This window comes from Pseudomonas frederiksbergensis, assembly GCF_001952935.1.
Lineage (GTDB): Bacteria > Pseudomonadota > Gammaproteobacteria > Pseudomonadales > Pseudomonadaceae > Aquipseudomonas > Aquipseudomonas frederiksbergensis.
Window position 1 is genome coordinate 11,874 of sequence record NZ_CP018320.1, and the last position, 20,088, is coordinate 31,961.

Consider the following 20,088-nt stretch of genomic DNA (forward strand, 5'->3'; position numbering starts at 1 on the left):
GTGTTTGATTGTGATTGTCGATTTTTATTTCGATTTTTTGAGTCCGTTCTCTTACTTGGCCAACCATCGTTTGTCAAAGCTTGCGCAAGACTATGGCTTTTCCATTCGTTATTACGCAATCGATTTGGCGCGAGTTAAAATAGCCATCGGAAACGTTGGTCCATCTAATCGCGACCTGATAGTCAAGCTGGACTATTTGAAAGTAGATTTGCAACGGTGGGCCGAGCTTTACGAAATACCGTTGGTATTCCCAGCTAACTACAACAGCCGACGGATGAATACTGGGCTTTATTACTCGGGAGCCATGGCACAGACTGGTGCCTATGTGAATGTAGTATTTAATGCGGTTTGGGGAGATGGCATAGCTCCAGATTTGGAAAGCTTGCCTGCTCTGGTATCTGAAAAACTAGGCTGGGATCGTAGCGCCTTCGAGGACTTTATCAGCAGCGATGCCGCAACAGAGAGGTATGACGAGCAGACACATGCCGCGATCGAACGCAAAGTGTTCGGTGTGCCAACGATGTTTTTGGGCGATGAAATGTGGTGGGGAAACGACCGTCTATTTATGCTCGAGAACGCAGTGGGAGGTGCGCCTGTAAATGGAGAATAGTCGCTACGGAGCGCTTGTGCCGGCTAAATGCCGATATAAGTGGTTGACCTGATCGTTATTTGCTCGATACAGCGCTTTCAAAATCAGCGGCTACTGAAGTCAGATAAAAATGCGGGACTACTTCAGGCATCCTGTGCGACACAAAGTTTTACCTGTAATTGTCCACCTATTCCGAGTTTGGAATGGTAGCTGACTCGCTATGCGACCAGCGATAGCCTAACAAGACATGCATCACTGGTAACGGTGGGGTGTGAAGCTCCTGCAACAATGTAGCCCCTTGATGTGTGTATTTGCTGCGAGGTGAAGCACAGATGCTCGGAGCCGTACCGGCTTGTGGCGCTAGGCTGGCAAGTATGAGCAACGTAAGTGGGGGTTGGGGCGCAATGGGAACCAAAAACCAACGCAAGCCTTACCAGCGTCGTTCGGTGCCTTCCTCCCATGCCTCCGCCTCGATAAAGCAGCTGCGCATATCGGCTTCCTGGCTGATCTCGGTTAGTAGGTCATGCAAGGTCTTGTCCAGCGCCTCGTCGCTCCGATACGGAATGGTCAGCTCGTAATGGCCGGTCTCCGACCGCTTCATGCCGTAGGGCTCCAGGCAGTAGCGCTCGATGTTCTCCGTGGCCCGCTTCCGACCGCGCATGAACTTGCTGTTGTTCACCACCGCCAGGCGCAGGGTGACGGTGGCCACCCGCTCGACGGTTGACTCTGCCGGTGACGCGATATTGCGCTTTTGACCTCGCGCCAGGGCGCTCTTCTGGTACGTCCCGATCTCGACGCCACGGTGGCGTAGGTAGCTGTACAGGGTGCTCTTGGAGATGTGCAACTTCTCGCCGATGGCGCTGACGCTCAGGCGGCCCTCGCGGTACAGGGTCTCCGCCGCCATGGCGGTGGCCTCGGCCTTGGCTGGCAGGCCCTTGGGACGGCGACCGATCCGGCCTCGAGTCCGTGCCGCCGACAGGCCCGCCTGAGTCCGCTCGCGGATCAGCTCGCGCTCGAACTGAACAGGTTGAACACCAGGCGATCTTGGGCGTGGGTGCTGTCAATGGGGTCGTTCAGGCTCTGCAAGCCGACTTTGCGTGCAGCCAGCTAGCCGACCAACTCAACCAGGTGCTTGAGCGAGCGACCGAGGCGATCCAGCTTCCAGATCACCACGGCATCGCCCGCTCGAACATGGGCTAGCAACTTGTCCAACTCCGGCCGCGCGCTTTTTGCGCCGCTGGCGATGTCTTGATAGATGCGTTCGCACCCGGCCTGTTTCAGGGCATCGACCTGGAGGTCGGCGTTCTAATCCCGAGTGCTCACCCGCGTATAACCGATCTTCATAAAAAGTACCGTTTACTTGACTGCATTAGTAATAGTTGAACTTTGATTAAGCTTACCAGTTATTTGAACCCTAGCGCAGGTGTAAGCGTCCAGCCGCCCCACCTCTACTCAGCTTGAGGAACCGAGGGGCAGTAGTTCATCAATCCGGCTGTTAGGGAAACTCTGAAGAAGACTTCCTGATTTTGGCAAAATGCCCGGATTTCACCCGCCGAGTTTTCCAATGAAGCAGATGACCTTCCTCGACGCCGAGTATGCCGGTAAGCGCAAACAGACCCGCAAAGAGCTGTTCCTGATCGAGATGGATCGGGTGGTGCCGTGGAAGGGTTTGATTGCCTTGATCGATCCGCATTACCCCAAGGGTGAGGGTGGCCCGCCAGCCTATCCACTGACGGCAATGCTGCGGGTTCATCTGATGCATAAGTGGTTCGGCTACAGCGACCCGGCGATGGAGGAAGCGCTGTACGAGACGACCATCCTGCGCCAGTTTGCCGGGTTGAGCCTGGAGCGCATTCCGGACTAAACCACCATCCCCAACTTCCGCCGGCTGCTGGAGAAACACGAACTACCTACCGGCATCATGTTTGCTGAATTTTCGCCTTTGGCTTTGAGTGCGGCATTCAACCGATACAGGTGTGGCATGACACGCCAAAGAAATCAACCTTGGCGGCTAGAACACTTGTCGATGAAGCGAACAATCCGCAAACGTTAAGGCTACCAGGAAAAACCCAGGATGCGGTAGCCGATAGGCCGCGCGCGCATTGGTCTCCTTCCGTCCAAGAGTGTCAAAGGATATTGGACTAATGCAGCATGCCTCGACCACATGGCCGTGGTCCGTTCATCTGTTGGCCATACGTCTATCGAATCGGACGCGGGCGGCGACGACCTCGGGTTGTTGGCGTTCGGCCCAGTCGATGAGCTCAGTCAGGGACGGCATCAGCGAAGTCCCGAGCGGGGTGAGCCCGTAGCGCACAGATGGGGGTGTCGAGGGCGTTACCTCGCGCCAGATGAGTCCGTCGCGTTCGAGGTGACGCAGCGTCTCGGTCAGCATCCGGCGCGAAATGTCGGGCACGGCGCGGGCCAGCGCATTGAATCGTTGCGGACCCTGCGACAAGGTGACCAGGATCAGCGTCGACCACTTGTCGCCCAAGCGGTTAAGCACATCACGCACGGGACAGCTTCGGTGGCCGGGCGACGGCGGCGCCTCATCAAGGGGTTCAGCGGCATCGGTAAACAAGTCGTCAGGGGGCATGTCGGTTTCCTAAAAGTAACCATGGGCGGTGTGCGTGCCTTCTTGTCTCAAAGTTAATGGTTACTTTACTATACTAGGACCCGAAAATAAACCGAGAGGAACATCATGAAGCTTTATTACAGCCCCGGCGCCTGCTCGCTTTCGCCCCACATCGTGCTTCGCGAGGGCAGTTTCGACTTTAAGCTGGAGCGCGTGGATCTGCAGAGCAAGCAGACCGAAACCGGCTCCGATTACAAAACCATCAATCCCTTGGGTTGCGTCCCGGCCTTGCAGCTCGACGATGGGCAGGTGCTCACCGAAGGACCGGCCATCGTGCAATACCTCGCCGACCGCGTGCCGGAAAAACGCCTGGCGCCGTCGGCGGGCACGCTGGAACATTACCGCCTGATGGAATGGCTCAACTTCATTTCCACGGAGTTGCACAAGGGCTTCGGCGCGCTGTTTAACTCGGCGCTTTCCGATGACGCGAAAGCGGTCATCAATTCGTCGCTCGAACAACGTATCGCTCATGCCGAGAAGCGGCTCGGGGTGGGTCCCTATGTGATGGGCAACGACTTTTCCGTGGCGGACGCCTACCTCTTCACCGTGCTGGGGTGGGCTAAGTACGTGAATGTGGACCTCGCGCCCTGGCCGGGACTGCTCGATTATCTCAGCCGCGTGGCGCCCCGTCCCGCCGTCCAGGCCGCGCTCGCGGCGGAAGGCCTGATTCCTGCATCGAAATAAGGGGAATAAGCATGACCAAGCTGTTTAGCCCTGTCCAACTCGGCCCCTTGAACTTGCCCAACCGTGTCGTGATGGCGCCCATGACCCGCTCGCGGGCGCTGGGCAATGTACCGAACGACTTGATGGCCCAGTACTACAGCCTGCGCGCCGAGGCCGGGCTCCTTATCACCGAAGGCACTTCGCCCTCGCCCAACGGCCTGGGTTATGCGCACATCCCCGGCATCTATTCGGATGCGCAGGTGGCGGGCTGGCGCCAGGTGGCGGAGGCCGTGAATGCTGCTGGCGGTCGCGTCTTCGTGCAGCTCATGCACACTGGGCGGGTGGGTCATCCCGCCAACCTGCCGCTGGGCGCTCACCTGCTCGCGCCATCGGCCGTCGCCGCGCCAGGTGAGATGTGGACGGACACCGAAGGAATGCAGCCGCATCCCGTGCCTGGGACCATGACGGAGCAAGACATTGCGGCGGCGATCGAGGAATATGCCGCTGCGTGTAAAAACACCGTGGCTGCAGGCTTCGACGGCGTCGAGCTGCACGGCGCCAACGGCTATCTCATCGACCAGTTCCTCAACACCGCGTCCAACCACCGCAGCGATCGCTGGGGCGGGAGCATTGACAACCGCATCCGCTTCGCGGTGGAGGTGGCCCGCGCTGCTGCGGCAGCGATCGGCGCCGAGCGGGTCGGCATACGCATCTCGCCTTATGGCGTGTTCAATGGCATGGCGTCGGACGCTGACATGGATGCGTTGTATCTGCGCTTGATCGAGGCGCTCAACGACGTCGGCCTGGTCTATCTCCATGTGGTCGACCACAGTTCCATGGGTGCGCCACCGGTGAGCGAGACTCTCAAGGTGCAACTGCGCACGGCCTTCAGGGGTAAATACATCCTCTCCGGCGGCTATGACGCGGCGCGCACCAATGCCGATCTCGCCGCGAACAAAGGCGATCTCGTCGCCTTCGGCCGCCCCTTCATCGCCAACCCGGACCTGGCGCAAAAACTGAAAAGCGGCGGGGAACTCAAGCCGGCCGATCCCGCCACCTTCTACACGCCTGACGCAAAAGGCTACACGGAGTTCTGATGCGCAAGCCAGCGCCGTTCATCAACCACGGCGGCGAGCCATGCGTCTTCATGGAGTGGCGCCCGCCGACACTTGGGCGCGGCATCGGGCATTTCTGGAAGGATTGCCCGTCACCTTGCCCGAACGACCGCAGGATGAAGTGCTTCGAGGATATCGTAACGGGTGCAGTCGAACGTACACCAGTACCTTCAAATGACGGATGTGATTTTTCCCGGAGGGACCCAAGCGGACGATGCACTGCGGTTGAACCAGCAGGTTTTTCCCTCTGCACGCTGCGTAACGCCTGCTAACGTCGCAACACATTGATGGCTGCTGGGGTCGAAAGACGTATGAATATCCTTTTTGCTCATTATCTCAACCTATTTCAACAGGAGTGACACATCATGCATTACCGCTCACTTGGCAAATCCGGTCTGCTCGTTTCCGAGCTGTGTTTTGGCACTATGAGCTTTGGCCAGCAGGGCTACTGGGAGAAAATCGGCGGGCTTGACCAGTCTGCCGCCCAGCGCCTGGTCGATATCGCGCTGGATGCCGGCATCAATTTTTTCGACAGCGCCGATGTCTATTCCTACGGCCAGTCTGAGGAGATCCTCGGCAAGACGCTCAAGGGCAAGCGCGACAAGGTGGTGTTGGCCACCAAAGTGCGCGGACGTATGAGCCAAGAGATCAACGACGTGGGCTTGAGTCGGCGCCACATCATTCAGAGCTGCGAGAACAGCCTCAGGCGTCTGGGCACCGATTATCTTGATCTCTACATAGTGCACAGCTTTGACTTCATGACGCCGTTAGAGGAAACGCTCTCGACGCTGAACGACCTGGTGCATTCTGGCAAGGTGCGCTACTTGGGTTGTTCGAATTACTTTGCGTGGCAACTGATGAAAGCGTTGTCCATCTCCGAGAGACACCATTGGGAGAAGTTCATTTCGTTGCAGGCTTATTACTCGCTGCTGTCGCGTGACGTGGAGATCGAACTCGCCCCGCTGTGCCGGGACCAGGGGCTGGGTATCACGCCTTGGTCGCCGTTGGGCGCGGGGTTTCTCACCGGCAAATACCCCCGTGGCGGCAAGGGCCCGCGGGGGGCCCGGCGCAGTAAGGAAGAACATAATTTCATTCAGATCGAAGAGGAAAAGGCCTACGCGATCCTGGACGAGGTGCAGCGCATCGCCAAGTTGCGCGGGGTGAGTTCGGCGCAGGTCTCGCTCAATTATCTGCTGCGCAAGTCGCCCGTCAGTTCGGTGATTATCGGCGCCACCAAACCCGAGCAGTTGCAGGACAACCTGAAGACTGTCGATTGGCAGCTTTCGGCTGAGGAGGTCGCCGCACTTGATGAGATCAGCACACCGCCGCGACTGTATCCACACTGGATGCTCGAGTTCACCCGCCTCGACCGCGACAACCCGGCAATGATCATGTAATTGATCGGCGCGCACTGTGGTGCAGATTGATGCACCCATCAAATCGGATGCGGGCGGATTCGACTTTCAGCTTGAACGTGTCAATCTGCAAGGTGCCGAGATTGAAACCGGCGCCGATTACAACTCCATCAACCCCGGCGGCTATGTCTCTGCTTTGCAACTCGATCGGCACAATAAGGAAAACGCTGCGCCAGCCCGCGCCTTTAATTTCTCACGGTGGCGGGCCCTGCTTCTTCATGGACTGGGACCCGCCCGACACCTGGGCGCGGCATCGCGCCTTTCTGGGACGGTTGCCGGCCACTCTGCCCGAACGGTCGCGCACCCTGCTGCACCTTCCTTGTTCGAGACGTGGTTCTTCAGCCGGTCACCGACGGGGTCGGCCTCCCCGATGTAGATCGTTTCTTCGGCGGCATTGCCGACAAGGATGTAGATGCCGACTTGCGAGAAGCCCGGCTCCTGCTTCAACAGGTGTAAAAGCTCTTTGTTGAGACAACGCCGTACCCTGACCAGTTCGATTTGTCGAGGTGATGAATGCCCTCGGGGTCTCCGGATGTTGCGAAAAGAGTAATAGAAAATGGCTGCATTGATTAGCCCCAGGCTGCGCTAATCAGGGTGGCGAGATCGCGCCGCGACAAGACTTCTGTGAATTCACGCCAATCCCTGTCCGATGGCATCATCGTGCCGGTGTAGCGCAGGTCGAAGCCTGTCGCTGTCTTCTGGGCATTGATGTACTCGTCCAACTGTTCACCGAGTGTTTCGATGTCATCGATCCACTCGTCCTTGATGGTGTCAGCCAGCGACCCGAAGAGGTCGTAGCGGTTCTTCATGCGCTCGGACAGGCGCTCGTAGATCTTTTCGTCCACGGTCTGCTCGAACACAAGGTTCAGCATATCCACGGTTTCACGCCGCTGTCCGAAGCGTTTGATCCGGCCAATCCGCTGTCCGAGGCGCGTTGGGTTCCACGGCAGATCGACGTTGATCAGCGTGCCCAAGGTTTGCAGGTTCAAGCCTTTCGCAGGCGGCATCGGTAGCTATCATGACGCGAATCTGGTGCTCGGCGACCATCGGCTTCAAGGTTTCACGCTCGACACTCACGCTGTCGCCGCGCTGGTACAGACGGCTCCGATCCACACCCGCATAAAGGCCGACAGCTTCTTCCGGGTGGCGCGCCGCCAGCGAGTCCGCCAGCCACTTCGCTGTGTCGTAGTACTGCTGAAGATGATGACGCCCAATCCCAGCCATTTCTCCTTGTCGAGAAAATGGACGACGGTCTCCATCTTCGTATCGGCTTCTAACCGCTCGAGTCGGGTGATCAGCCTCTGCAATCGCTCCATTGGCAGCCACCAGATAGGCGTAGTCGCCCTCGGCCAGTCTCTCCGGCTGGCTGATGGCCGTCACCGGCACACCGATGGCATCGACCTCGCTGGCAGGCAAGGCTGCATCGAGCGTGAGCAGTGGCGCATAGTCCTCGCTCACCACGGCAGTGATGTCGGCGCTGGATGCGGTGGCCAGTTGCCAATTCAACTGCCCGGTTCCACCAGCGGCGGCTAGCGCACCGAGATAGGTGTCCGTGTCGGTCAGGTAGGGGAGCCCGCAGAATTCGGAAAAAATCGTACGCTAACAGTTCAAGTGTCCCGGCCACGCCTGACTGTAGCTTGTTGACTGGTCAATCGGTCTCGCGGGTAAAGCGATAGAACAAGTTCGGCTCGCTGACCACTTACAAATACCCTTTATCGTCGATGGTTGCGCCTTCGGCTTGGGGTATACCTTTCAGCAAACCAGCAAACCCCCTCTCCAAGGAGCGGAAACTCACCACCTTGCCCTCATCGGTCATTTCAATCAGCAGTTTCGACTCGTCGCTTAGCAATATCAGATGACCGCTCTGTTGATCGAAGACGACCGAAGACAAGTCAGTGGCAAATACCTTGTCTTTTACTAAGCTGGACAGGTCGCGGACGTGCAGGGAAAAACCTCCTGCCAGACTGGTACGAAGGCCGCTCACCTCAAGCAATTGGCGAGGGTCACGCTCCTTGGTCACAAACAGGCGGTCACCTTCCAGGTCGTAGGCGAGCCCTTCAAGGCCTTTGTTGTCCTCTTTGCCAAGCGCCAAGGTCAGGATTGGATACTGGTTTCGGCTCAATGAGCGGTCAGAAGAAAGCTTGCCGTCTTCGTCGATGAGGACATCCACGATAACCAGGCTCTGCCGACGCTCCTCGGCAATTACCAATTGACCGTTGCCGGCATAAGACACCGCTTCCACATCGTGGAAGCCATCCAGGCTGTAACGTCGCTCCACGTCACCGTCACGGCTGAGGGCCAGCAGTTCGTTCGGGCCATTGGTAACCGCCCACAGCAGTTTTAGATCAGGGTCGAAGGTCAGGCCCGAAAGGTTATTGTCCACACCGGGAACCGGCTTAACATCCAGCTCAACCCGATAGCCAGGCAGCCACACAGAGCGTTCCTGCCAATCGTCGGTGTGCCAGTAGGTCGTGATCCAGAAGTACAAGCGATCATCAAGGTGATGGGTGCGGACTTGGAATACGGTGAGCAACACCAGGCACAGCAGCGTCCACATCCAGATGCTTGCTTTCCGTGTTCGGCCCAGCCAGTTTTTTGCCAACAAATACATTCGGAACCTCGTTAATCGGGGCTGACGCCACGAGCTGTCATGGGGTTCAACCCGACTCGACGCGACTGGCACAGGTGATACACAGTGGCGTGGCCGGATCAAACACCAGGCGACCCAGGGCGATCAACGCGCCGCATTGGTTACACCAGCCATACTCACCCTTATGCCAGCGCTTGAGGGCCTGTTGGAGGCGGACGCGTTCATGCTGCGCCCGACCTCGGATGGCATCGTTCATTGCTTGCTGCTGGAGTGCGTCCATCCTCGACAGACGCCCTACCTTGCTTTGATCCAGCTCTACCGATTGCGAGCGAGATTCAGCGTCTTCCAGCAATCGATCCAGCTCGGCAGCGCGCTGTTCCAGCAGGGTCTTGAAATGGGCAAGATTGAGGGCGTCGTCCATGGCCATTAGCGGAGCAGCAACAGCGGACTGGTGGTTGTGCGAAGCATGCTGGTCGTGGTGCTGCCGACCAGGAATTGCCGGATACGTGAATGTCCATAGGCCCCCATCACCAGCAGATCGATGCCATGCTCTTTCTGATAGGCGTGCAAGGTAGGCTCTATCTCACCGCTCCGGGTATCGGCACGAACAGTGAAGCCGACGTTGATCAGCACTTTCTGCGCCCAGTCCAGCTGTGCGGACGCTTCATCGCTTACGGTGCCAACCATGACCAGGTGGATCGGCAACCCCTTCAGCAGCGGGCTGGCTGCCCGCATCTCCACCCCCTTGCGGGTAGTAGCTCCGCCATCGAATGCCAGCATCGCGCTCTTGGGCTTTTGGAAGCTGGCCGGGGTGACGAGGATCGGCCGGTGCATGATACGAATCACGCTTTCCAGCTGGCTCCCGACATGCTGACTCAGACCACCGCTAGATTCGCCCTGGCGACCGATGACCAGCAGGCGCGTTTCGCTTTGCAGCTCTTGCAGGCTTTCCAGCAAATCGCCATGACGTTGCTTGGACTCCGGCGCGGTCACACCATACGTCATGGCTCGCTCTTTCGCGGCCGCTAACATGATCCGCCCCTGCTCCAGGGCCAACTTGCCGCGCTGTTCATCCAGGGAAGCAAGCTCATCGAGCAGATGCTCGCGGCTGCAAAGGCCGATATTACCACTCAAGTCGGCCGCAACTGGGTACTGGCGCTGATCCAGCATGGCGCAGGCCATGTGCAGCTGGTCGATACGAGGTCAAATTGTCGGATGTAGGGGAGCTGTGGCGGGTGTTAAAACCGAAAGCACAGCAGAGCGCGACCGCTGGCAGAGCAAGCAGTCACAGATGATGCGGGGGGCGAAGCGCTATGGCGGCGTAGGCAGCCAGATCATGTTTTGCAGGGTAAGCATGAGGTCTTATCGAGTGTCTTTGGTAACTCAATGGCCGCGACAGCCTACAGGAAGAGAGCAATTTCTGCGAGTCAACCCCCGACTAGGGCGTCCTGCTTGGATGTCAGCCTGAGCTATACCCTAACTGGATGTCAGGCAGCCGGGCAGCCAGCGGCCCGTAGTTGACGCCAGAGTAGTCGCGGCGTTGATTGATCACGCCGCCTTGCAACTGGATGGCGGCCAGGTTCTCGACCGTGACGGCAGCATCACCGCCGGTCTGCCAGTCGGTGTAGACCACCGTTAATTCGTTGGGCAGCTCGCCCCACTGGGCGCACTCGAAGCGTTCCAGCCGCACGATTTCGTCAGGCCCCAACTGCGGCAGGCTGTCGATCCAATAGTCGTCGCGCAGCAGCTTGAGCTCGAATGTGCCTGGCTCCGGGCCGGTGTAGAGGATGCCGCCAATGTGGTCGATGAAGCTCTCGATGGGCTGCTGGCGCGTCCAGATCAGATTGAGGCCGAAGCCCTCGCTCGACAAAGCCCACGCCTCGTTCCAGAAACTCCAACCGATGGTGCTCTGCGGATAGCCCATGCCCAATGCGGGTCGGTGAGGCACTGCACCAGAATGTGGGCTGGATTCATGCCGACGCTAATCTCGCGCCCTTCGTCCTCATCCCAGGTACGCACCTCGGTATTCCACTCCATCCACGGCGCATCCAACCACCCCGCCGTGAAGCGCCGGACGCGCACTGCCCACGGTTTGATGTTCGGGTTGTTGGCCGCGAACTTGCTCGTTACCAAGGACAGCACGCCCCGGAATGCCGGAATGGAACTGCCGAGACGACTCATCAGGTTGTCGTTGCGCCCCTGACCGGCATGACCAGACAGCACATCAATGGTGCCGACCACGCCGCTCTCGCGCTCGTCGCCGCCAAACAGGGTGGGCTTGTTGATGGAGAGGCTGGTCAGCGGCGCGCGGTCGGCATCACCCCACGCGGTACGGTCGCCCATCTGGATTTCCTGCACAGCATCGACGGGCCCCTTGCACAAGGCCAGATGCAGTCCCATACGGTAGCGATATCCGACGGTTTGCTTTTTAACCCACTAACTGAGCAGCAACGTTCAACGAAGGGCCGAGAAACCACTCAATGTGGTGAGTCGGTTCTTAGGCGATGGCCGTTTCTGAATTCAGGTCAGCTGAAAAACCGACTTTTTCAACAGAATCGGCCATAAGCAGTCAGTCCGTATCTAGGTTTCCGCCGCCTCAGCCAGCAGCCAATCTCGGAAGGTTGTCAGCCTTGGCAAGCTGACGCATTCCGGGCGGTAGACAACGTAATAAGCCAAATCTGATGCAACGCTGATCTCTGGAAACAGCCGAATCAGGCGGCCACTCGCCAAGTCATCACGCGCCATAACGCCTCGTGCTAGGGCGACTCCGTGCCCTTCGGCAGCAGCCTGCAATACAGCAGCAGAGTTGTTGATTTTCATGCCGCGAAGGGTGGTCGTCTCCGTCACACCAGCTTGTTGCATCCAGCTCTCCCAGGTCGGGAAGCCTGAGTGGTTATCCATCGAGAGATCGTGGATCAATATCTCCCGGACCAAGTCATTGGGCTTCTGCAGGCAAAAGCGCTCTCGCCGCAATTGTGGTGAGCATACCGGGTAAATCTCTTCATCCATCATCTTCTCGGCGGCCAGTCCAGGCCACTTGCCCGTGCCATAGCGCACGCCAATGTCGACTTGCTGAGCAACGAAATCTACCGGCTTGAGGTTGGTGTCTAGCCGCACGTCCGTATCAGGGCAGATGGCCTGGAAGCGGTCGATCCGAGGCAGCAGCCACTTGACGGCGAAGGCCGGGCTAACGGCCACGGTAAGCACGCAACTGACCGAGCACTCCTGAAGCCGCTCCATCCCTAGGGTCAGTCTGTCGAAACCTGCTCGAATATCCGGCAGAGCACGTTCGGCCGCATCCGTGGGGATCAACCGTGCTTTGCCGCTGGTACTGCGGACAAAAAGATGAGTGCCTAGCCAATCCTCGAGTGTGCGCACGAGCTGACCAACCGCTGCCGGCGTGACGTGCAGCTCGGCTGCAGCCGCAGAAAAGCTCTGGTGGCGGGCACTGGCTTCAAAAGCGCGCAGCGCGTTGAGATGAACTGGAGCCTTCATATCGATAAAGAATTTCTTTAGTGGTGAGAAATTTTATCTCGTTTGTTGGCGGAATTGAAAGCGAGGAATATTCGCTCCAAGGCAAAGTGTGCTGCGGCTAAACTACTCGAAGTCGGCGGAAAGTTTCTGGAGTTTAGCTAAGGTGGAAAATTTTTCTTCCTGCCCTTTAGTTTCCAGATAGCCACGTTGCACTGGCCCATAGAGGGCACGAACTGCCTGCCGGTGTCGGCGTCTTAGGCAAGTGACTCGCCCCAATCCCCGTTAACCAGGTACCTGCCGTGGGCAGGTGCAAAGAGGTCTCCCAATGAGCAACCAATTCAACGGTAAGAAACTGCTGGTCGTCGGTGGCACCAGTGGCATGGGTCTGGAAACTGCACGCCAGTTTCTCTCTGAAGGCGGCAGCGTAGTCATCATCGGTAACCGTCCTGAAAAAACCGAAGAGGCTCGTAAAGACCTCTCCGCTCAGGGAAACGTGACTGCTCTTACTGCAGATCTGACCAGCGACGAAGGCCTGGCCAAACTGATCAAGACCATCAGCCAGCAGCACTCGGATATCGACATGCTAGTGAACGCTGCCGGTGTGTTCTTCCCGAAACCTTTCCTGGAACACCAGGATGCGGACTACGACCAGTACATGAAGCTGAACAAGGCGTTCTTCTTTATCACCCAAAAGGTTACCGCCAACCTGGTTGAGCAAAACCGTCCAGGCGCCATCGTGAACATCGGCTCGATGTGGGCCAAGCAAGCGATCGCCGCCACCCCGTCATCTGCCTACTCCATGGCTAAGGCCGGCCTGCATTCCCTGACTCAGCACCTAGCGATGGAACTAGCTTCGAAGAACATCCGCGTGAATGCCGTTTCCCCGGCAGTTGTGCAAACCCCGATCTACGAAGGCTTCATCCCGAAAGCGGAAGTGCATAGCGCGCTGCAGGGCTTCAACAGTTTCCACCCGATAGGCCGTGTTGGCACTCCGCAGGACGTGGCTGGTATAGTTGTCTTCCTCCTCTCCGAGCAAGCCAGCTGGGTTACCGGCGCAATCTGGGACGTCGATGGTGGTGTTATGGCTGGTCGCAACTAAGACCTGGGCCCAGTTGCCAAGGATCGGGACAGGAAATGCGGAACCACTCACTTCGTAAATCTGGAGATCCAACATGGTCTATCTACAGATCACGCTGATGATCGAGCGCACTAATCGTGCTGCTGCCTGCATTTACCAACAGTACAAGGAGACGTTCCTGGAGAAGATCCAAGGCGCAAAGTCCAAGACACAGCTGGTACGCGACGAAGAAGTGTAGGTGCTGCATTGCTTCGACACGCTGGAGAACGCCAACGCCTACCTGCAAAGCGAGTTGTTCGCCGCTGACGTAGTCGGCGGCCTCAAGCCCCTGCTGGCTGCCGAACCCGACGTACATACCTACACCGCCATCTGAGGAGCTCGTGATTACAACTGCTTTGCTCAACGGCATTTATCTGAACGCTCTGGTGGAGGCAGGCAACGCCAGTCGAGCAAATCGGGAAACTACCAAGTTCACTCTGTCTTTGAACGGGACGTGGGACGGCGGCAGCAAAATGACTGCAAGCACTGGAGCTGCATTCATGGGTGGGCAGCGTGATGAGGCGCGAGCCGGCCGCTTCACACTCGTCAGCGATGAGCCTGTACCATTGGGTACGGACACTGGTGCCAGCCTTCTCGAGTACGAGCTGCAAGCACTCGCCTCCTGCTACACAGTCACCATTGCTATGGCTGCTGCACGGCGCGGGATCGAGCTGGAGAGCGTTCAGCTAGAGCTCTCGGCCATGCCGTTGCTCTGCGGGCTACGCACCGGCGTGGTCAGCGGTTGCAAGCCGATCTGTCGGGCAAACTGGCGTGTCTGTTCAGCGATGTAGGCCGAGCCATTGTCGCTCAGCCATTGCACCGGGGTGGCAGGCGCCTCTTCACCGAAGCGTTTTTCCACCGCCTCCAGCATCAGATCACGGATATCGTCGCCGCTGTACCCGGTCGGGCTGGCCACCCAACCGATGGCTTCGCGGTCGCAGCAGTCCAGGGCAAAGGTCACGCTCAGCTTGGCGTTATCATCACAGCGAAACTCAAACCCGTCCGAGCACCACCGGGTATCGCTGGTGGCCACGGCAATTCGGCCTTCGTGACGGCGTGCCACACCCGGTTGTTTAATCCGTCGCTCCAGCAGCAACTGATGATCGCGCATGACGCGATAAACCCGCTTGACGTTGATCGGCGCCTGACTCTGCTTTTCACGCCGACGACGCAGCAACCCCCACACACGGCGGTACCCGTAGCTGGGCAGTTCACTCACTTCAGCCTGAATTTCTTCGACCAGTGCGGCATCGTCCAGTGCAGGGCGACGCCGCTCGACCTGAGCATTTGGGTTGAGTCGAACCGTCAATTGCGAGCGCGCTACACCGAGACTTTCACTGATCAGCTTCACTGGTCGTCCCCCGGCAACAAGGGTGAGTGCGCAATCCATTTTCGCGACCGAGCAATCTCCACAGCTTCCTGAAGGATCTCGACCTGCATGGTTTTCTTGCCAAGCATGCGCTGTAGCTCGCGGATCTGCTTGAGCGCATCGGCCAGCTCGGAAGCGGGCACCACGCTCTCCCCAGCACTGACAGCCGAGAGACTGCCGCTCTGATAGAGCTTGCGCCACTGAAACAACTGGTTGGCATTCACGCCATTCTGTCGAGCCACCACCGAGACGCTTTGCCCCGGTTGCAGGCTCTCGCGAACCATGGCCAGTTTTTGCTCCGGGCTCCAGCGGCGACGCCGCTCCTGACCCAAAAGCTCCCCACCCTTATCGTTTCTATTAGTCATATACACAGTCGTTTGCCTATCCCTTATGTTAAGGGGGAAACGGTGTCCTGTCTTTCAGGGGGCTCGTCCATGCCCCGTCATCAGCCGGTCTTCGATCTCCGGCGGGCGCACATGAATACTGACCATCTCGGGGATCTGCCCGCGGCGATCGACGCCGCCAGAACGCGGTCGGTGCGTCGTCTTGCTTTGGCGCAGGCAGATGATCTGCTCCTTGTGCAGCTCACCGACCGGCAAGGCATAGATGGCGTTGTAGATCGTCTCGCGACAGACGTAGGCATCTCTTAGGTGGGGTATGTTCATGCTGCGCAGCTTGTCGGCAATCTGTTCGGGAGACAAACGCTCACTCAGTATATGAGCCACCAACTCGAAGCGCTCACTCCCCGGAAACAGCTTTCGCATCGGTCTACAAACCTGGCGGCGGGCCTGCGTCTGCTACTGGGCCACACGGGCCGATTAACCGCCACAGGCATCTCGATTGCGGCGCAGTTCCCGGCTGATGGTCGAAGGGGATCGGGGGATCAAGCAGGCAATCCGACGCAGACTGCCTTGGGCATGACCGATTTGAATGGTGGCGCGCTCTTCAACGCTGAGTTCGGAATAAGACATAGGGACAGCACCGTACCGGAAATGTCATGTGTTGCACTCAGTTTTTGCCGCCGCCCTGCCTCCCAGTGCACCGATCAACGGTGTGCAACTGGAAAACCTTCTTGGCACTCTCCACTTTGGCACCTTGATACCGGGTCAGCGAGGATCCTCCATTCATGCAGAGGTACTGCGTCCGACCCGCTGCCCGGGGGAGGAGTCCATATAAGCGCCCCCCTAGGGGCTACATATTAAAGCGATTGACCAGATTATTAAGATTTGCGGCCAAGCGCGCCAGCTCTTCACTGGCCTTGGCGGTCTGCCGAACGCTGGCGGTACTCTGTTCAGAAATGTCACTGATAGTAACCAGGTTCCGATCTACTTCTCGCGCCACCTGGGCTTGTTCTTCTGCTGCGCTGGCAATCACTAAATTCATACCATTTATTTCCGTGATCCGCTCGGCGATCAGGGTCAGTGTCTGATCAGCTTCACTAGCCATTTTCTGACTGCCTGCAGCAAACTCGCAGCTCTGCTGCACGTCACGAACCCCCTCTTGCGTCACACTCTGAATGGAAAAAATCATTCGTTCTATTTCTTGAGTAGAGGTCTGGGTGCGTTGTGCCAAATTGCGAACTTCGTCAGCGACTACCGCAAAACCACGGCCTGCCTCACCAGCATGGGCGGCCTCAATCGCAGCATTGAGTGCAAGCAATTTGGTTTGCTCGGCAATGGCACGGATCACGTCCAATACACGACCGATGTTCGATGCTTCCTCAGCCAGGCGGAAGACGGTTCCGGTGGTTTCATTAAGCTTGCCGCTGAGCCGATCGATAGTCTCGCAGGTTAGCATAACCTGTTTGCGCCCCCCGTCTGCCAGGTCCATCGCTTCGTGTGATGCATTGGATGTGCGGTTGGCATTGTCTGAGACTTCATCCACTGCAGCGGACATTTCGGTTACTGCCGTGGCCGCCATTTGCATCTCATCATTTTGCCGGTGGATACCCTGGGCTGTGCTCTCAGTTACCGTCTGAAGTTCTTCAGCAGCAGCTGCCAATTGAGTCGCCGAGCCCTGGATATCCTGCAAGGTATTGCGAAGATTAGCCTGCATCGCCTGCACAGACAGCTGCACGTCGGTAACCTCATTGCGACCGCTCACCTGAATTGACTGGCTAAGATCGCCAAGTGCTACACGAGCCGCTGCATCCTTAAGTGTCGTTAAAGGATGGATGATGCTACGTATAAGCCGCGTGGCGAAGACACCACCGCAAATCAGTATTCCCAAGAGCAGCAGCGCTAACATGGTGCGTGAAGAGTCATACAGGACAACAGCGGCGTCATAGGTACGCTTTGATTCCTCCACTTGGATTTGGGTCAGATGGCTGAGCCCTTCCGAAAGCGGATCAATCAACGGGTACATTTCATTTTCGACAAAGGTGTCGAGTGCCACCTTGTCGCCACGTTCCAAAATTCCTTTCAAGCGTTCAATGGGGTCTTGAGCTTCCTCAATAAGCTTGGCTAGTGCGTCCACTGAACGTTGCTCTTCATCGATCTTTTTAGTCTTTTGGTAGGAGTGCCATAGCATATCGATCTGCCGACCGGCGTCTTTCACCTCTTGCTCGGCTTGGGCGTAGGTCATGCGGCCACTGCGAGCCTTGTGGCTGCTATCGACGATTTTCACTGCATACAGGTCGGCGATGGTTTTCAGGTCACGTAGCGAAACGACTCGATCTAGATAAACTGTATTAAGGCTTGCCACGCCTCTCTCAAGAGCACTGAATCCCATCAACTCGATAGTTATGAAGCCGGTAAACATAGCGCCGACCAGCATTAAAAGTCGGGTTCGGATAGTGAATTTTTGCATTAGTGTGATTCAATTCCGTACGGCTGTTAGGGCAGATGTGTGATCCGGCAAGCACTTATTGGTCCTGATTGCGGGCTCGGGCGGACTCAGCCGAGCATCGCCCGCAGACACGCCTCTGCTCAGGTTTCGTCCTGCTCTCCAGAGCCGCCGGAAACGCCAATTCCGCCGATGCACAGGCCCGCAGGGCTGCTTGCCAGACGAGGTTAGTTTCGAGGGGCGAGATGATCAGAGCAGCCTCAGCGATTGAGCTTACTCGCCGGTTCGCCGCCGATGCCGAAGTGGTTCTTCGGCATCTCGGTGATGATCACCCGGACTCGTTCGATCGGCGCGTCCAGCGAGCGCGACATGGCCTCACTGACTTCGCGGATCAGGGTTTCCTTCTGCTCGTTGCTGCGACCGTCGAGAATGTACAACTGGGCGATGGGCATGGCCTCGTCCTCCAACAATAGGGGCGGCCGACCGTGCAGGCCGACCGCGGGGGTTCAGATGAAGCGCGCGGACACCGAGCCGAGGCCCTGGTAGCGCACGCTGATGTTGTCGCCCGGCGCCACCGGCACGGCGGCGGTGATCCCGCCGGTCATGATAAAGGTGCCGGCCGGGATGTGTTCGCCGCGCTCGGCCAGCAGGTTGGCCAGCATCGCCACGCTGGACAGCGGATGGCCGAGCACCGCCGCGCCGGCGCCGAGTTCGACCACTTCGCCGTTCTTCTCCATGACCACGCCGAGGGTGCGCAAATCGACCTCCTCCAGGCTGGCCATGCGCCCACCAGTGATGAAGCGGGTCGAGGAGGCGTTGTCGGCGACCACGCTGATCAGGTCGAACTTGAAATTCTCATAACGCGAGTCGATCACCTCTACGGTTGGGATCACGTAGTCGATCGCCGCGATCACGTCACCCAGGTGGCAACCCGGACCGTGCAGCGGCGCCTTGGTCACCACCGAGATTTCCGCCTCGATCTTTGGATGGATCAGCTGGGAGCAATCCACCACGCCTCCGTCCGGCACGCTGAAGTAGTCGGCGAGGAAGCCGTAGATCGGCGTTTCCACGCCCATCTGCGCCATCTTCGCCCAGGAGGTCAGGCCCATCTTCAGGCCGACGATCTTGTTGCCGCGGGCCTCCTTGCGCCGGCGGATTTCCCACTGCACGTCGTAGGCGTCGGCGAAGGTCATCTCGGGAAAATCGTTGGTCACCTTGCCGATGTCGTGGACATTCAGCTCGGCGTTTTCGATGTGCTCGGCCAGGGCCAGCACCTGTTCGCGGGTCAGGGTACGGTTCATGCGCTCACCTTCTGCTGCTGACGGGCCCGGGCCATGTCCAGGGCGAGGTCTTCGATCATGTCTTCCTGGCCACCGACGGTGCCGCGCCGGCCCAGTTCGACCAGGATGTCGCGGGCCGACACGCCATATTTCTTCTCGGCGCGCTGGGCGAACAGCAGGAACGAGCTGTACACCCCGGCGTAGCCCAGGGTCAGGGCGTCGCGGTCGACGCGGATCGGCTGATCCATCATCGGCACCACCAGGTCCTCGGCCACGTCCATGATCTTGTACAGGTCGATGCCGGTCTCCACGCCCATGCGTTTGCACACTGCGACGAACACTTCCAGCGGGGTGTTGCCGGCACCGGCGCCGAGGCCGGCGACCGAGCCGTCGATGCGCGCGGCACCGGCTTCGATGGCGGCCAGCGAGTTGGCGATAGCCATGCCCATGTTGTGGTGGCCGTGGAAGCCGACTTCGGTGGCCGGGTTCAGCTCGGCGCGCAGGAGGCCGATTTTCTCGCTGACTTCATCAGGCAGCATGTAGCCGGCCGAGTCGGTGCAGTAGATGCAGTTGGCACCATAGCTTTCCATCAGCTTGGCCTGCTCCAGGACTTTCTCGGCGCTGATCATGTGCGCCATCATCAGGAAGCCGACGGTGTCGACCCCCAGCTTGCGCGCCATGCCGATGTGCTGCTCGGAGACATCCGCCTCGGTACAGTGGGTGGCCACGCGAATAGTCGAGACGCCGCAGTCCAGGGCCATCTTCAGGTGGTCGACGGTGCCGATGCCGGGCAGCAGCAGCGCCGAGACTTTGGCCTGCTTGAGCTGCGGGATCACCGCGCGCAGGTACTCCTCGTCACTGTGGGCCGGGAAGCCGTAGTTGATCGAACGACCGCCGAGGCCGTCGCCGTGGGTGATCTCGATCAGCGGCATACCGGCTTGATCGAGGCCGGTGGCGACCGCGACCATCTGCTCCAGGCTGATCTGGTGGCGCTTGGCGTGCATGCCGTCGCGCAGGCTCATGTCGTGCAGGATGACGCTCTTGCCGTGCAAATTCATGG

General features: G+C 58.5%; 15 protein-coding genes and 9 pseudogenes. 8 read left to right on the forward strand and 16 right to left on the reverse strand.

The annotated features are described in order from the left end of the window. Positions 1-10: 10 nt before the first annotated feature. A complete protein-coding gene (locus tag PFAS1_RS28705) occupies positions 11-610 on the forward strand; it encodes a 2-hydroxychromene-2-carboxylate isomerase (protein ID WP_011117407.1) in 600 nt (199 codons plus the stop codon). Positions 611-1,019: 409 nt separating this feature from the next. On the opposite strand, the pseudogene PFAS1_RS28710 reads toward PFAS1_RS28705, so the two are convergent. Continuing rightward, positions 1,020-1,933 (reverse strand): annotated as a pseudogene (locus PFAS1_RS28710) (recombinase family protein). A gap of 220 nt (positions 1,934-2,153) precedes the next feature. Between PFAS1_RS28710 and PFAS1_RS28715 the strand changes: the two are divergent. Then, positions 2,154-2,513 (forward strand): annotated as a pseudogene (locus PFAS1_RS28715) (transposase); the annotation flags it as partial. Between the two features lie 255 nt (positions 2,514-2,768). Here PFAS1_RS28715 and PFAS1_RS28720 read toward each other — a convergent pair. After that, a complete protein-coding gene (locus PFAS1_RS28720) occupies positions 2,769-3,182 on the reverse strand; it encodes a winged helix-turn-helix transcriptional regulator (RefSeq protein WP_011154418.1) in 414 nt (137 codons plus the stop codon). Between the two features lie 105 nt (positions 3,183-3,287). Here PFAS1_RS28720 and gstA point away from each other — a divergent pair, with 105 nt between their 5' ends. From gstA to PFAS1_RS30490, 4 genes are all read left to right on the forward strand, one after another. Continuing rightward, entirely contained in the window at positions 3,288-3,905 is a 618-nt protein-coding gene (gstA, locus tag PFAS1_RS28725; RefSeq protein ID WP_011117411.1) for a glutathione transferase GstA, read from the forward strand. Between the two features lie 11 nt (positions 3,906-3,916). After that, positions 3,917-4,981: an alkene reductase gene (locus PFAS1_RS28730; RefSeq protein ID WP_011117412.1), complete on the forward strand. Its 1,065-nt coding sequence runs from the start codon at positions 3,917-3,919 to the stop codon at positions 4,979-4,981. A gap of 383 nt (positions 4,982-5,364) precedes the next feature. Then, positions 5,365-6,396 carry an aldo/keto reductase gene (locus tag PFAS1_RS28735; RefSeq protein ID WP_011117413.1) on the forward strand — a complete coding sequence of 344 codons (1,032 nt, stop codon included), beginning with the start codon at positions 5,365-5,367 and terminating at the stop codon, positions 6,394-6,396. 16 nt (positions 6,397-6,412) lie between these two features. Further along, positions 6,413-6,790: a glutathione-S-transferase-like protein gene (locus PFAS1_RS30490; protein WP_011154419.1), complete on the forward strand. Its 378-nt coding sequence runs from the start codon at positions 6,413-6,415 to the stop codon at positions 6,788-6,790. A gap of 193 nt (positions 6,791-6,983) precedes the next feature. On the opposite strand, the pseudogene PFAS1_RS28745 reads toward PFAS1_RS30490, so the two are convergent. The 7 genes and pseudogenes from PFAS1_RS28745 to gcvA all read right to left on the reverse strand — a co-directional run. Further along, positions 6,984-7,721 (reverse strand): annotated as a pseudogene (locus tag PFAS1_RS28745) (C-terminal helicase domain-containing protein); the annotation flags it as partial. Beyond that, positions 7,711-7,986, reverse strand: a pseudogene (locus tag PFAS1_RS29685) (phage tail protein); the annotation flags it as partial. The pseudogenes PFAS1_RS28745 and PFAS1_RS29685, both read right to left, overlap by 11 nt. A 127-nt stretch (positions 7,987-8,113) precedes the next feature. Further along, positions 8,114-9,025 (reverse strand): SdiA-regulated domain-containing protein, encoded by a 912-nt coding sequence (locus tag PFAS1_RS28750; RefSeq protein WP_011117414.1) that lies wholly within the window; start codon positions 9,023-9,025, stop codon positions 8,114-8,116. Positions 9,026-9,071: 46 nt separating this feature from the next. Then, entirely contained in the window at positions 9,072-9,431 is a 360-nt protein-coding gene (locus tag PFAS1_RS28755; RefSeq protein WP_011117415.1) for a TraR/DksA family transcriptional regulator, read from the reverse strand. After that, positions 9,431-10,174 (reverse strand): universal stress protein, encoded by a 744-nt coding sequence (locus tag PFAS1_RS28760; RefSeq protein WP_031319755.1) that lies wholly within the window; start codon positions 10,172-10,174, stop codon positions 9,431-9,433. The genes PFAS1_RS28755 and PFAS1_RS28760 overlap by 1 nt, the downstream gene beginning before the upstream one ends. Positions 10,175-10,496: 322 nt before the next feature. Continuing rightward, a pseudogene (locus PFAS1_RS28765) lies at positions 10,497-11,404 on the reverse strand (phage tail protein); the annotation flags it as partial. A 180-nt stretch (positions 11,405-11,584) separates the two neighbouring features. Continuing rightward, positions 11,585-12,499, reverse strand: a complete 915-nt coding sequence (gene gcvA / locus PFAS1_RS28770) for a transcriptional regulator GcvA (protein ID WP_011117418.1) — start codon at positions 12,497-12,499, stop codon at positions 11,585-11,587. Between the two features lie 304 nt (positions 12,500-12,803). On the opposite strand from gcvA, the gene PFAS1_RS28775 reads away from it, so the two are divergent. Both PFAS1_RS28775 and PFAS1_RS28780 read left to right on the forward strand, forming a co-directional pair. Then, positions 12,804-13,577, forward strand: coding sequence for an SDR family NAD(P)-dependent oxidoreductase (locus PFAS1_RS28775; protein ID WP_011117419.1), 774 nt, complete (start codon positions 12,804-12,806; stop codon positions 13,575-13,577). 73 nt (positions 13,578-13,650) lie between these two features. Continuing rightward, a pseudogene (locus PFAS1_RS28780) lies at positions 13,651-13,929 on the forward strand (hypothetical protein). 357 nt (positions 13,930-14,286) lie between these two features. On the opposite strand, the pseudogene PFAS1_RS30125 reads toward PFAS1_RS28780, so the two are convergent. The 7 genes and pseudogenes from PFAS1_RS30125 to dmpG all read right to left on the reverse strand — a co-directional run. Further along, positions 14,287-15,329: pseudogene (locus tag PFAS1_RS30125) on the reverse strand (IS3 family transposase); the annotation flags it as partial. A gap of 69 nt (positions 15,330-15,398) precedes the next feature. After that, positions 15,399-15,935 (reverse strand): annotated as a pseudogene (locus PFAS1_RS28800) (IS30 family transposase); the annotation flags it as partial. 220 nt (positions 15,936-16,155) lie between these two features. Next, positions 16,156-17,019, reverse strand: coding sequence for a methyl-accepting chemotaxis protein (locus PFAS1_RS30495; protein ID WP_413037934.1), 864 nt, complete (start codon positions 17,017-17,019; stop codon positions 16,156-16,158). A 42-nt stretch (positions 17,020-17,061) separates the two neighbouring features. Continuing rightward, positions 17,062-17,772 (reverse strand): annotated as a pseudogene (locus PFAS1_RS30500) (MCP four helix bundle domain-containing protein); the annotation flags it as partial. 236 nt (positions 17,773-18,008) lie between these two features. Further along, positions 18,009-18,200, reverse strand: a complete 192-nt coding sequence (locus PFAS1_RS28815) for a 2-hydroxymuconate tautomerase (RefSeq protein WP_011117424.1) — start codon at positions 18,198-18,200, stop codon at positions 18,009-18,011. A 54-nt stretch (positions 18,201-18,254) separates the two neighbouring features. After that, positions 18,255-19,049 carry a 2-oxo-3-hexenedioate decarboxylase gene (gene dmpH, locus PFAS1_RS28820; RefSeq protein WP_011117425.1) on the reverse strand — a complete coding sequence of 265 codons (795 nt, stop codon included), beginning with the start codon at positions 19,047-19,049 and terminating at the stop codon, positions 18,255-18,257. Then, on the reverse strand, positions 19,046-20,086 hold the full coding sequence (gene dmpG / locus PFAS1_RS28825) for a 4-hydroxy-2-oxovalerate aldolase (RefSeq protein ID WP_011117426.1): 1,041 nt from the start codon (positions 20,084-20,086) through the stop codon (positions 19,046-19,048). Before dmpG ends, dmpH begins: the two co-directional genes overlap by 4 nt. Positions 20,087-20,088: the final 2 nt, after the last annotated feature.

Excerpts from the sequence above, each read along its gene's own strand:
- PFAS1_RS28720 (WP_011154418.1), bottom strand. The coding sequence starts at position 3,182 with ATGCCCCCTGACGACTTGTTTACCGATGCCGCTGAACCCCTTGATGAG.
- gstA (WP_011117411.1), top strand. The coding sequence starts at position 3,288 with ATGAAGCTTTATTACAGCCCCGGCGCCTGCTCGCTTTCGCCCCACATC.
- PFAS1_RS28730 (WP_011117412.1), top strand. The coding sequence starts at position 3,917 with ATGACCAAGCTGTTTAGCCCTGTCCAACTCGGCCCCTTGAACTTGCCC.
- PFAS1_RS28735 (WP_011117413.1), top strand. The coding sequence starts at position 5,365 with ATGCATTACCGCTCACTTGGCAAATCCGGTCTGCTCGTTTCCGAGCTG.
- PFAS1_RS28750 (WP_011117414.1), bottom strand. The coding sequence starts at position 9,025 with ATGTATTTGTTGGCAAAAAACTGGCTGGGCCGAACACGGAAAGCAAGC.
- PFAS1_RS28755 (WP_011117415.1), bottom strand. The coding sequence starts at position 9,431 with ATGGCCATGGACGACGCCCTCAATCTTGCCCATTTCAAGACCCTGCTG.
- PFAS1_RS28760 (WP_031319755.1), bottom strand. The coding sequence starts at position 10,174 with ATGCTGGATCAGCGCCAGTACCCAGTTGCGGCCGACTTGAGTGGTAAT.
- gcvA (WP_011117418.1), bottom strand. The coding sequence starts at position 12,499 with ATGAAGGCTCCAGTTCATCTCAACGCGCTGCGCGCTTTTGAAGCCAGT.
- PFAS1_RS28775 (WP_011117419.1), top strand. The coding sequence starts at position 12,804 with ATGAGCAACCAATTCAACGGTAAGAAACTGCTGGTCGTCGGTGGCACC.
- PFAS1_RS30495 (WP_413037934.1), bottom strand. The coding sequence starts at position 17,019 with ATGCAGGCTAATCTTCGCAATACCTTGCAGGATATCCAGGGCTCGGCG.
- PFAS1_RS28815 (WP_011117424.1), bottom strand. The coding sequence starts at position 18,200 with ATGCCCATCGCCCAGTTGTACATTCTCGACGGTCGCAGCAACGAGCAG.
- dmpH (WP_011117425.1), bottom strand. The coding sequence starts at position 19,049 with ATGAACCGTACCCTGACCCGCGAACAGGTGCTGGCCCTGGCCGAGCAC.
- dmpG (WP_011117426.1), bottom strand. The coding sequence starts at position 20,086 with ATGAATTTGCACGGCAAGAGCGTCATCCTGCACGACATGAGCCTGCGC.